This is a genomic window from Veillonella tobetsuensis, assembly GCF_001078375.1.
Taxonomy (GTDB): Bacteria; Bacillota; Negativicutes; order Veillonellales; family Veillonellaceae; genus Veillonella; species Veillonella tobetsuensis.
The window spans coordinates 251,217-263,941 of the sequence record NZ_BBXI01000009.1 but is presented as its reverse complement, the minus strand read 5'-3'; the positions used below and the strand labels follow the sequence as shown (position 1 = coordinate 263,941).

General features: G+C 38.9%; 13 protein-coding genes. All 13 read right to left on the bottom strand.

What is annotated here, in order from left to right:
• Positions 1-8: 8 nt before the first annotated feature.
• On the bottom strand, positions 9-938 hold the full coding sequence (locus VEI_RS04030; RefSeq protein WP_059362112.1) for a bifunctional riboflavin kinase/FAD synthetase: 930 nt from the start codon (positions 936-938) through the stop codon (positions 9-11).
• A gap of 2 nt (positions 939-940) precedes the next feature.
• Complete coding sequence (locus VEI_RS04025) at positions 941-1,876, bottom strand: tRNA pseudouridine synthase B (protein WP_059362110.1); 936 nt, start codon at positions 1,874-1,876, stop codon at positions 941-943.
• The gene (locus tag VEI_RS04020; RefSeq protein WP_059362108.1) at positions 1,876-2,820 is read right to left on the bottom strand and encodes a DHH family phosphoesterase; all 945 of its coding nucleotides are present in this window, start codon (positions 2,818-2,820) and stop codon (positions 1,876-1,878) included. Before VEI_RS04020 ends, VEI_RS04025 begins: the two co-directional genes overlap by 1 nt.
• A gap of 17 nt (positions 2,821-2,837) precedes the next feature.
• Positions 2,838-3,194, bottom strand: coding sequence for a 30S ribosome-binding factor RbfA (rbfA, locus tag VEI_RS04015; protein ID WP_059362105.1), 357 nt, complete (start codon positions 3,192-3,194; stop codon positions 2,838-2,840).
• Between the two features lie 9 nt (positions 3,195-3,203).
• Positions 3,204-5,675, bottom strand: coding sequence for a translation initiation factor IF-2 (gene infB, locus VEI_RS04010; protein ID WP_059362102.1), 2,472 nt, complete (start codon positions 5,673-5,675; stop codon positions 3,204-3,206).
• Positions 5,676-5,690: 15 nt separating this feature from the next.
• A complete protein-coding gene (locus tag VEI_RS04005) occupies positions 5,691-5,996 on the bottom strand; it encodes a L7Ae/L30e/S12e/Gadd45 family ribosomal protein (protein WP_059362101.1) in 306 nt (101 codons plus the stop codon).
• Positions 5,997-6,005: 9 nt separating this feature from the next.
• The gene (rnpM, locus tag VEI_RS04000) at positions 6,006-6,275 is read right to left on the bottom strand and encodes an RNase P modulator RnpM (protein ID WP_059362099.1); all 270 of its coding nucleotides are present in this window, start codon (positions 6,273-6,275) and stop codon (positions 6,006-6,008) included.
• Positions 6,275-7,360 carry a transcription termination factor NusA gene (gene nusA / locus VEI_RS03995; RefSeq protein WP_059362097.1) on the bottom strand — a complete coding sequence of 362 codons (1,086 nt, stop codon included), beginning with the start codon at positions 7,358-7,360 and terminating at the stop codon, positions 6,275-6,277. Before nusA ends, rnpM begins: the two co-directional genes overlap by 1 nt.
• Before the next feature lie 17 nt (positions 7,361-7,377).
• Complete coding sequence (locus tag VEI_RS03990) at positions 7,378-7,836, bottom strand: ribosome maturation factor RimP (RefSeq protein WP_059362094.1); 459 nt, start codon at positions 7,834-7,836, stop codon at positions 7,378-7,380.
• A 185-nt stretch (positions 7,837-8,021) separates the two neighbouring features.
• On the bottom strand, positions 8,022-8,714 hold the full coding sequence (locus VEI_RS03985; RefSeq protein ID WP_059362092.1) for a hypothetical protein: 693 nt from the start codon (positions 8,712-8,714) through the stop codon (positions 8,022-8,024).
• Positions 8,698-9,252 carry a lytic transglycosylase domain-containing protein gene (locus VEI_RS03980; protein WP_059362090.1) on the bottom strand — a complete coding sequence of 185 codons (555 nt, stop codon included), beginning with the start codon at positions 9,250-9,252 and terminating at the stop codon, positions 8,698-8,700. Before VEI_RS03980 ends, VEI_RS03985 begins: the two co-directional genes overlap by 17 nt.
• 62 nt (positions 9,253-9,314) lie before the next feature.
• Complete coding sequence (gene coaE, locus VEI_RS03975) at positions 9,315-9,923, bottom strand: dephospho-CoA kinase (protein ID WP_059362088.1); 609 nt, start codon at positions 9,921-9,923, stop codon at positions 9,315-9,317.
• 47 nt (positions 9,924-9,970) lie between these two features.
• Positions 9,971-12,595 (bottom strand): DNA polymerase I, encoded by a 2,625-nt coding sequence (gene polA, locus VEI_RS03970; RefSeq protein WP_059362086.1) that lies wholly within the window; start codon positions 12,593-12,595, stop codon positions 9,971-9,973.
• Positions 12,596-12,725: the final 130 nt, after the last annotated feature.

The following is a 12,725-nucleotide window of genomic DNA, read 5'->3' as shown; positions in this document are numbered from 1 at the left end:
GCTCCCCCTTATGAGTTATTACGTAAAATCTGAATTGCCGTTTCCTCGTCAATCTTCATTTGATCAATCAATTCCTGCAAGGCATTAAATTTAATCTCACCTCGTATATAGGATATAAACTGTACTGTTACTTCCTTACCATATACATCTTGGTCGAAATCAAATACATGTACTTCACATCGATGATATTGATTGGTGAAAGTTGGATTGTCCCCCACATTACCAACACCATCATACCAAATACCATCTATGCAAACTCGATTAGCATATACCCCATCAGGCGGTATAGCCATCTCATTAGGCAATAAAAAGTTAATCGTTGGAAATCCCAATGTACGCCCTCGTTGATCCCCTTTTATAACGATACCTCTAAACTGATAAGGGCGACCAAGCCAAGCATGTGCTTGCTCCATGCGGCCTTCTTCAATAGCCTTACGAATATTGGTACTACAGATAGGACCTTCCTCAGTAGATAATAATGGTTCTACTATGATGTGAATACCTTTATCTGTCAATTTATCTCGCATTAACTGTGGATTACCAGCACCTTTGGCACCAAATGTAAAATTAGTGCCAATTGCAATACCTACCACATCAATATCACGACATAATGCAGATAAAAAATCATCAGGAGACATATTAAATATGTCTAAATTCATAGGAAGTCTTAATATATAATCTACCTGTAGAGATTCGAGAATCTCATCCATAATATTAGCAGATAAAACGCGCTTTGGAACATCTCCAGGGCGTAATATCGTCATAGGATGAGCGCTAAATGTAACGAGTACCGTAACGGCATCATGTGCTTTGGCCTCTGCTATAGCATTGCCAATGACCCGTTGATGACCACGGTGTACACCATCAAATGTGCCTAATGCGTATACAATTTTACGATTAATTTGACGTAATTCATCAAACGAGTGTAAATGTTTCATACTTAACCTTCAATAAAAATATTTTTATCCACCTTAAGTGAATTCTTAGTTCTTTTGAGAATGCCTACAAAACCATTAGGCCCATAGGCTCTATACTTTTCAGATGGGACCGTATGAGAAAAGGCCTCTACGATTGGTAATTCTTTACCTTGTACCATCATCTTTAATTGTACACTATCTACGTCCACTTTTGAAAGATGCGATACCGCATGATCTGTAGGGAACACAATTTTTTCACCGTGAAGAGTTAATTCCTCTGCTATATAGGACGACTGAATATCAAATGGGCCAACAGCAGTTCTTGCTAAGGATGTCATAGTCCCAGGAATACCTAATCGAATACATATATCTCGTAACAGCGAACGAATATAGGTACCACTAGAACAAGTAACGCGAATTGTGAAATACGGAAAACCATAGGCTACAAGCTCAATGTTAGAAATTATAATAGTTCGCAGCGGCAATTCCACTGGAATACCCTTACGAGCATATTCATAGGCGCGAACTCCATTGATTTTAATGGCCGAATATTTAGATGGACGTTGCTCTTGTGTGCCTACAAATGAAGCTAACAACGCAGTTAACTCATTCCAAGTTGGAGGCCTTAAGGACTCATTAATCTCTGTAGAATCATCTAATATGGTAATCCCTTCTACGAGATCCATATTGTCATCCGGTAATACTGCTTGTCCTGTACTATCTTCTGTATCTGTAAAAGTGCCAAACTTACATTCTGCTACATAGGTCTTATCAAAACCATCTGTGTATTCAATAAGACGTGTGGCCTTTCCTAAAAAGATGGGTAATACACCATAAGCCATAGGATCTAATGTACCACTATGACCTATGCGTTTTTCTTTTAAAATACGACGACATATACCGACAGCATCATGACTTGTAATGCCAGGAGGTTTCAAAAACGGAAATACGCCATCCATTATTTAATAACCTCCAATAGACGAGATTTAGCCTCATCAATGGAGGCATCTATGGTACATCCTGCGGCACGTATATGACCGCCGCCACCAAAATGGTTGGCAATGGCATTCACATCAGTACCTTTAGAGCGCAAGCTAATTCGAGTGCGATTTGGACTTTCACCTTTCAACAAAATAGCAACATCTACGGTATCTACATTGCGAATGATGTCTACAAAACCATCCGTATCATCACCTAGAATAGCCATAACCTCTGGAGATAATTCGATGGTTGCAACGCGATTATCTTTATAAAATGCAATGGTTTGCATAACCTGTTTTGTCAATTCAAGACGTGCTGCACTGACGGCCTCAATCGTTTCAGAAATAACATTAGGTCTTGCACCAGCAGCAACACAGAGACTTGCCATTTTAAGTGTATTAGCAGTGGTATTACTGAATTTAAAGAAACCACAGTCGGTAGCAATTGCCATGTAAAGGGCATTAGCCATAGACTCTGTAATAGGCCAATTCCATTGTTCACATAAATCCGTAATGATTTCACCAGTAGCCGCAAAATCAGGTTTTAAATATAGATAATCAGCAAATTCAGAATTAGAAATATGATGGTCTATATTAAAAATAGGTGCACTAAAGAGTGCACCTACGCGGCCAATCCGTTCATACGTGCTAGCATCTAATACCATGAGCATATCCACAGATACAGGGTTAGCATCGTAATATGCTACATCCTTAATCTGATCAATATAGGATAAAAAAGAATATCTTTCAGGTATTACATCATCCACAACCATATGTACCGTTTTGCCTTGTGCTATAAGCGCCTCATAGAAGGCCACCATAGAGCCAATAGCATCTCCATCTGGTCGCACGTGGACAGTGAGCATTATAGAATTAGCTTCATACAGAGCCATGTGTAATTGATTAATTGTAATCTTACTCATAGTCTGTATCCTTTTTGTTAATTTGTTTCTTCATCCTTTTTGATTTCGTTCAAAAGGGATTCGATATGCATGCTGTAATCCAAGGATGTATCTTTATCAAAGGTAATCGTTGGAATATGGCGTAATTTCAATACCTTACCAAGCTCGGTACGCACATGACCAGCTGCATGTTTTAATGCGATAAGTGTATCTTCTTTCTCTTTATCGGAACCAAACAAGGAAACATAAATCGTAGCTTCACGTAAATCACCTGTTACATGAACATCGGTAACTGTAGTAAAGCCGATGCGAGGGTCTTTCAACCCACGCATCAACATTTGACTTACTTCTTGTTTGATGAATTCTTGTAATTTTCTTACACGAACATCACTCATAGTAACCTCCTACATTTGAGGTGCAATTTCTTCCATCAAGTATGCTTCGATTATGTCGCCTTCCTTGATGTCGCGGTAACCTTCCAAGGAGATACCACATTCGAAGGATGTTTTAACCTCTTTCACTTCGTCTTTGAAACGGCGTAAGGAGTCAACTTTACCTTCAAATACTACGATGCCATCACGGATCAAACGAACTTCAGAGTCATTAGTAATACGACCTTCTGTTACATAAGAACCAGCAACGATAGCCTTAGGTGTAGAGATAACTTGACGCACCTCTGCACGACCAACGACAACCTCTTTAAATTGAGGCGCCAACATACCACGCATCGCAGACTCAACGTCGTTGATAGCATCATAGATTACGCGATACGTACGAAGGTCAACCTTTTCATTTTCCGCAGCACGGCGCACATTAGCATCAGGACGTACATTGAAGCCCATTACGATAGCATTAGATGCGGAAGCCAACATAATATCGGATTCATTAATAGCACCAACTGCAGCATGAACGATAACAATACGAACTTCAGGGTTCTTAATACCTTCTAAGGATTGACGCAATGCTTCTACAGAACCTTGTACGTCAGCTTTGATGATGATATTAAGATCTTTTAACTCACCTTGTTGAATTTGGTTGAAGATATCATCCAATGTAACCTTGTGAGTAGCTTGCAATTCTTGAACGCGTTGTTTAGCAATACGTTTTTCTGCGATTGCACGTGCTTCGTTATCATCCATACCATTGATAATTTCACCAGCTTGTGGAACTTCTGAGAAGCCCAAGATTTCTACTGGCATAGAAGGACGAGCTACTTTTACCTTTTCGCCCCGTTCATTTGTCATGGCACGTACTTTACCATAAGCAGTACCAGCAAGTACAGTGTCACCTACGCGAAGGGAACCTTTTTGTACCAATACTGTACATACAGCACCGCGACCTTTATCAAGTTGAGCCTCGATAACTACGCCGTATGCTTTACGGTTAGGGTTAGCTTTCAATTCCATAACCTCTGCTACGAGCAAGATATTTTCGAGTAAGTCGTCAATACCTTGTTTTTGTTTAGCAGATACAGGAACCATGATGACATCGCCGCCCCATTCTTCTGGCAATAAACCATGTTCAGACAATTGTTGTTTAACATGATCTGGGTTAGCACCTGGTTTATCCATTTTGTTAATAGCAACAATAATTGGTACATCTGCAGATTTAGCATGGTTGATAGCCTCAATAGTTTGTGGCATTACACCGTCATCGGCAGCAACTACAAGAACAGCGATATCAGTGGATTTCGCACCGCGTAGACGCATAGCTGTAAACGCTTCATGGCCAGGAGTATCAAGGAATGTAATTTTATTGTCGTTGTAACGAACTTGGTACGCACCGATATGTTGAGTAATACCACCTGCCTCGCCAGCTGTTACATTGGTTTGGCGAATTACGTCCAATAAGGATGTTTTACCATGGTCAACGTGACCCATGATAGTTACAACTGGTGGACGAGGTTTTAATGTTTCTGGTGCATCTTCAATTTCAATGATATCAGTAGGATCTTCTTCCGGTTCTACTTCAGTTACAGTTACACCAAATTCCTCTGCTACGATGGTAGCTGTATCAACGTCAACCTCTTGGTTGATGCTAGCCATAACGCCTAAAAGCATCAATTTTTTGATGATTTCAGATACTTCACGACCCATTTTTTCAGCTAATTCTTTTACTGTTAAAGGACCGCTTAATTCGATTTCAGTAGCGATTGCCTCTTGTGCTTTACGTTCTTCTTCCGCTTTATGTTGCAAATATTGTTCATTGCGGTGTTTTACCTTATTTTTCTTCTTTTGCATGGAAGTAGATAATAAGGATTGTGGGCGATTGTTGCCTTTTTTATTTTTCTTGTTACGACGGTCATTGCCATTTTGTTGGTTGCCATCATTATTGTTTCGATTGTCTACACGGCCATTACGGTTGTTATTGCGACCTTCTGCATTACCATTATTACCTTGGCGTTTGTCATTTTTTTGACCTTGTTGAGCATCATTTTTATGGCCTTGTTGTTGACCATTTGGACGGTCTTGTTTTTGATGGTTACGGCCATCTTGTTTAGGACCATTATTTTGTTTTTTAGTAGGCTCGTTAATTTGTACATGACGAACATGAGGTTTCTTGTCTTCATGCTTTTTATCATCATGTTTAGCCTCTTTTTTATGGCTATGTTCTTTTGCCGGTTTATCTGTTTTTACAGATTTAACAGGTGCAACTGCTTTTTCATGTTTGCGTGGATTAGCTGGTGCAGCTGCCGCTTTTCTATCAGCCCCATTAGACTTACCTCCTAATTGGCTCTTCACCACACTATAGCCTGCATCATCTACCGTATTAACAGCTTTTGTAACATTAAAATTATGTTGTTGCAAAATAGAAATAACCTGTTTACTTTCAACGCCAAATTCCTTAGCGATTTCATGTACGCGTTTTTTGGACATCTACATACCCCCTTCTTACTGATCAATCTCTTTTAGTAACGCTTTCGCAAATCCATCATCCTCTACGGCCACCACCACACGTACTTCTTTTCCAATAGCCGTACCTAATGTCTCTTTACTGCCGACCTTACGCAATGGGATATGATAAGCTTCTGCTAATTGTATGTATTTCTTTTCATTATTGGCTGCACAATCACCAGCTAATAAAACTAGCTTTGGTGTTTTATTCTTCATCGCTTTTTCTACGATGAAATCTCCGGAGCTCAATTTTCCAGCTCGCTGTGCTAAGCCTAAGAGATTTAAAACTTTATCTTCATTCATATGCTGAAATTATTCATTTCTTTCCAAATCGTGTTTTAATGCCTCATATACATCCTTTGATACGGTATGTTTTAAAGAGCGTTCTAATTTTTTACCTTTATACGCAGCTTCAAAACAATCCATAGATGCACAGATATAAGCACCACGTCCAGGGGCTTTACCAGTTCTGTCGATACTGATTGACCCTTCTGAACTTAGAGCAACACGCATCAACTCACGTTTACTCTTTGGTTCACCACAGCCTACACAGGTACGCATAGGTTGAGATTTGGTTTTCATTAGTCTTCGCTTTCCGCTGCTTCTGTACTAGTAAAACCTGTGAAAGGATTCTCTGCAGCTTGTGTTTCACTCTTAATGTCGATTTTCCAGTTTGTCAATTTAGCTGCTAAACGAGCATTTTGACCTGCTTTACCAATAGCCAAGGACAATTGATAATCTGGTACTACAACGTAAGAAGCTTTTTCTTCTTCGCTTACATCTACGGAAATAACCTTTGCAGGACTCAAGGAATTAGCAATGTAAATAGCAGGATCTTCATCCCATTTTACAATGTCGATTTTTTCATCGTGTAATTCATCTACAATGTGTTGAACGCGTTGACCTTTTGGACCTACGCAAGCACCTACTGGATCGATAGATTCATCGCGGCTATATACGGCGATTTTAGAACGCATACCCGGTTCACGTGCTACGGATTTAAGCTCTACAACACCTTCATAAATTTCTGGTACCTCTAATTCAAACAAGCGTTTTAATAGGCCTGGATGAGTACGAGAAATCATGATTTGAGGTCCCTTCGTAGTTTTCTTAACCTCTACAATATAGCATTTAATGCGGTCCCCTTCATGATATGTTTCTGTAGCAATTTGCTCAGTTGGAGGTAAAATAGCTTCTGTTTTACCTAAATTGATATATACGTTTTTACCTTCAACGCGTGTTATAACACCCGTAATGATATCACCTTCACGGCTATAATATTCTTCGTATACGACACTGCGTTCAGCTTCTTTTAAACGTTGAATCAACATTTGTTTTGCTGTATGAGCAGCACTGCGACCAAAGTTAGCAGGTGTTACATCTGCCTCTACAATATCGCCAATCTCATAGCGTTTATCTTTTTTACGAGCATCTAATAGGCTGATTTCTGTTTCTGGGAATTCAACAGTTTCTACAACTTGTTTTTTCGCCATTACCTTATAGGCACCAGTTTCACGATTCAATTCCACATATGCATCTGGGTTAGAATGTGGTTCCTTACGATATGCTTGTAATAACGCAGCTTCTAAGGATTCAAAAATAACCTCAGGTGCAAAACCTTTTTGCTTCGTCAGCACCATAACTGCTTGAATTAATTCTTGACTCACTCGTATGCCTCCATGTATTAAAAATCAAGATGTAATCGAATTTGTGCAATGGCTGTGCGTTCAAAGATTACGCTTTCACCATTGATAGAAAATTCTATCGTTGTATCAGTAAAGCCTTGTAAAACACCGGTATATTGTTTATTACCATTGATTTGTTTAAACAATTGAATGTCTACATCACGGCCATTATAGCGAATGAAATCTTTATCTTTTTTCAAGACCCGATCAAGACCTGGAGAAGATACCTCAAGCAAATAATTTTCTGCAATAGGGTCTTTCTCATCGAGGATAGCACTCAATTTTTCACTGACCATTTGACAGTCATCCAAATCAACACCACCTGGCTTGTCGAGATATACGCGTAAATACCAATCGCGTTCTCGAACATAGTCGACATCGACTAATTCCAGATTTGTACCGGCTATAATGCCTTCTACTACAGAGGATACGAATTCCTCTACGGCCTCTCTTTTCATAGCCATCGCCTCCTTATAACATACTACTTATCTATTATTCATACCGTTCCATTGTAGATTTGGCAAAATCATATGACTAATTTCGCCTAATCATAAACGAAAGAGTGAGCAACAATAGCCCACTCTTAAAAAAGTTTATATAAAAGTCACGTTTATTATAGCATATTTCTATGCAAATGTACAATTTAACTACGGGAATTTAATTCACAAAGTATATTAGTTAAATATTCAGATAGTGCATTTTCTAATTGACCTAATGTTTTCGCATCTAAATGATGGTCGATTTCCGGATGATTTTGATAGCGTAACTCGGCAAAAAACTCGTCACGGTATTCATTATAAAAGAGTAATAAACCAGTACATTCATCCATTTTTCGGTATTCAGCGATAATATAAGATCCGTTGATCATACGCACTGCATTTTTAGGTGTTATATCTCGTACAAATCCTTCTAACTCAGCGGGCATAACAGATTCATAATCCCAATTTTGTAACCCCTTACGCATATACGTATAGGTAAAATTTTCAGCACTATTAATCAATAGTTTCGTAAGACCTTGAACGCAACGTTCTTGTAATCCGGTCCAATAAGGCTCAAATTCTTGACGTACAAAGGATATATCCACAAAGGAAAATAAGGGCATTACTACATGCACTGTATAATCCTCTACTTCTTTATCGTAAAGAGCACACCACTTCCACCCTAAATCATTTTCATAATGAAATAGAGGCAATGTTAATACAATCTTTCCAGTGGACATAGTCTCTTGAGCTTTAGCAATTTCGTCAGGTCCTGTTACAACGAGTTTAAAATTACCAATCTCCAATGGTAACCAAGAATAGTCTAAAGACTTACAGGTTTCAACGATATTCTCCATATAATGCCTCATACCTTTCTTGATACATTAATACCGTCTTCACATACATACGTGTTTCAGGAAACGGAATCGTATCAATCATACCATTCCAATTCTTTTCCTTAATCCAGGACTCAACATGTCCACGCCCTGCATTATAGGCAGCCAGAGCTTGTACCTCATCACCATTAAATTCTTTTAATAAATACCCCAAATACCAGGTGCCTAATTGGATATTCGTTTCTGGCTCTTTTAGTTGACGATCCGTGTAGTTACCATGCCCCATTTGCTGGGCCACCCAACGAGCTGTATCCGGCATGAGTTGCATCAATCCTAGAGCGCCTGTTTCGGATTCAGCAGTATTTTTATATTTACTTTCGGCCAAAATGACACTGGCCACCAAGGCCGGTGATACCTCTTCCTTTTCCGCAGCCGATACAACTACATCTCTATAATCAAAGGGGTATGCTGTATAGCGTGCTACAGGATCTTGCATATGGTTAAAATAAAACCAGCCCAACACGACAACAGCCAATGCTGTTGCTGTATTTCGTTTCATACATCCTCCCCTTAATCCTAACCGTATATATTTTAAATCGATTCAATCATATATATTGTTGATTATTTATTATACAACGGTAGTAGTTTCTCGTGCCACAATTTTTCTAACTGAATATATAATTCATCAGGTGTACCATCATTATTAATGATGACATCTGTAAATGAGCGTTTATCATCTAATAACATTTGACTTTGAATACGCGCTAATGCGTCTTCTCTTGAATATCCATTACGCTCCATTAATCGGCGAACCTGCACCTCTGGCGATACATAGACAAGCCAAACCGTATCGAGTCGCTCATACCACTTACCCTCAATGAGAAGAGGAATATCATAAATAACGGCTGGAGCTTCTTCCTCTTCATACATAGCACTCAATTCATCAATACGCTGACGAATGAAACCATGTAAGCAGCTATTTAACTGTAGGCGTTTTTCTTCATTGTGAAAGACGATACTACCAAGTGCTTCACGATTTAATCTACCATCATCGAGAATCACTGTATCACCAAATAATTCACGGATAGCAGCGAGTCCAGGCGTACCAAGATCAACCACTTCACGTGCTACTACATCAGCATCAATATAAGGTACATTCTTCTTTTTAAAAAAGTCTAGTACTGTACTCTTGCCAGATGCAATTCCACCTGTTAAACCTATTTTTAACATATGTGCCTCCTGCATCTATCCTTCTACTCGAACGTTATATGTAAAATTTATTTTACAAGTGCCCAGTTTTCCGCATTATGTACATCGACGATAAGTGGAACATGTAATGCTACAATGGATTCCATAGTTTCCTTAAGTAACGTTTGAATAGCATCCAATTCTTCATTTACCACTTCTAATACAAGTTCATCATGCACCTGTAATAATAAGCGAGATTTAAATGTCTTCTCTTCTAAAATGGATTCTACCTTGTTCATAGCGAGCTTAATAATATCAGCAGCAGTACCTTGTATCGGTGTATTCATTGCTGTCCGTTCTGCGAAGGAACGACGATTAAAATTACGGCTATTAATATCTGGCAACTCGCGCATGCGACCAAACATCGTACGCACCTTACCCGTTTCATGGGCTTCTTGTACCATGTTATCCATATATTCTTTAACCTTTGGATAACGGCTAAAATAAAGCTCAATATAGTTTTTTGCTTCTTGACGCGTAATGCCTAAATCACGAGACAAACCAAAATCTGAAATACCATAGATAATGCCAAAGTTGACAGCCTTTGCGTGAGACCGTTCTTCGCTGGTTACCTCATCTTGAGACTTGCCAAGCACTTCGGCAGCGGTAAATCTATGAATATCTTTACCATCGTTGAAAGCCTTAATTAACGCTTTATCACCAGACAAATGCGCCAAGATACGGAGCTCGATTTGTGAATAATCGGCACTCACTAGTGTATCAAAGCCTTCACCTGGATAGAATAACGCTCTAATTTCACGACCCTTTTCAGTGCGGACAGGAATATTTTGTAAGTTCGGATCTGAAGAGCTCAAGCGTCCAGTAGCTGTTACCATTTGGTTGAATGTGGTATGAATGCGATGCGTTTCAGGATTGATGAGGACCGATAAGCCTTCACAATAGGTAGAAACTAATTTGGCTACGGAACGATAGGCCAAAATCTTCTCTACAATAGGGCTTTCATGACGAAGCATATCCAATACTTCTGCATCTGTGGAGTAACCTGTTTTCGTCTTTTTAATGACAGGTAGATTCATCTTTTCAAACAAGATGATCCCCAATTGTTTTGGAGAATTAATATTAAACGTTTCCCCTGCCAATTCATAAATTTCTTGCTGAACGGCTTCGAGTTCCGCCTTGAATTTAACAGTTGTTTCTTCTAATTTTACAGGGTCAATATAAATACCATTTTTCTCCATAACTAATAATGTATGAATCAATGGCAATTCAATATTGTTATATAAATCCCATAAGGATTCGTCTTGCAATGCCTTAACAGCAGCATCGTTCATAGCAAGCAATGCTTTCACCATAGAGACGCATTCTACATCTACACTACCTGTGGCAATAGATGGTACACTAAAACGCTCTGTTAAATAGAGATATCCATAATTGGTACGCGTTGGGTCTAATAGATAAGCCATCAAGGATACATCGTAAATACGAGCCTTACCATCATCATACAAACGGATTTGAGCCGGTTCATCGTGGCAAAGAACCTCCATTAATTCCTTGCTTTGCGTCGTTACAACCGTCTTTGCACCATTCAATGCATTCAATAATTTGTCATTATGAGAACCATCTAATTTAATGATGCTTTCACCATTATTAATGAAAGCAGACGTAATCGTACGGAACGGCGCTTTGCCATCCGTAATAATATGAACACCAATGGTTTTATTTTTATAAAAGTCCTCAGTAAGAGCAGATGCATCTAACAGATCTTCGACTTTAATCTCTTCGGCCATACTAAATAGGCCACCAAAATCCTCTGTATCGCCACCTTCTGCGCCCATCACACTAGCCAAGCGAGGTGTCAATTTAGTAAAGCCTAGGGTTTCAAACATAGGTTTCACTTCGCCAAGGTGGAAATTCTGTACAAATTGATCAAGTGTATAGGACAAGTCCATGTCAGTCTTGATGGTAGCCAATTGACGAGATAAGAAGGCTAACTCTTTATTTTCAACAAGACGTTCTTTCAATTTCTTGCCCGAAATATTATCGATATTCTCATATACAGACTCTAAATCACCGTATTCATTAATTAATTTAAGAGCTGTTTTTTCACCAACCCCTGGAACGCCTGGAATATTATCGGAGGAATCGCCCATAAGCGCCTTCATTTCGATAACTTTATCTGGGCCATAGCCATATAATTCAGTCATATTATCCAAGGTAACCTCAAGCATGTCTGAGATACCTTTTTTCGTTAAGAATACATGACTGTAATCGGTAACAAGCTGTAAATTATCACGGTCACCAGTAATAATTTGCACTGCTAAATCAGAAGATCCAAATTTCTTTGACAAGGAACCAAGAATATCGTCCCCCTCATAACCTTCCTCTTCAATAACACAAATGCCAAGAGCCTTCAACACATCTTGAATCAAGCTAAATTGAGGACGTAAATCCTCTGGTGCATCAGGGCGATTACCTTTATATTCACTATACATTTCCGTACGGAACGTTTGACGACCTTTATCAAAGGCTACAGCAATATAATCAGGTTTAATCTCTTCATATAATTTAATGAGCATTGTCAAAAAACCATATACTGCATTGGTTGGCGTGCCGAGGGCAGACTTCAACGGAGGAAGCGCAAAAAAGGCACGAAATAACAGGCTGCTGCCATCTATAATCATTAGTTTTTTCATAAGTACACCTCGCTTAATCATATGTTTCATTATAACATATTGAGGCGTAATAAAATTGATTTTTAATCGCTTATACGAAGGTAAAAATATATGTACTACGCATTCTTACTTTAGAAGAATGGGAACACGG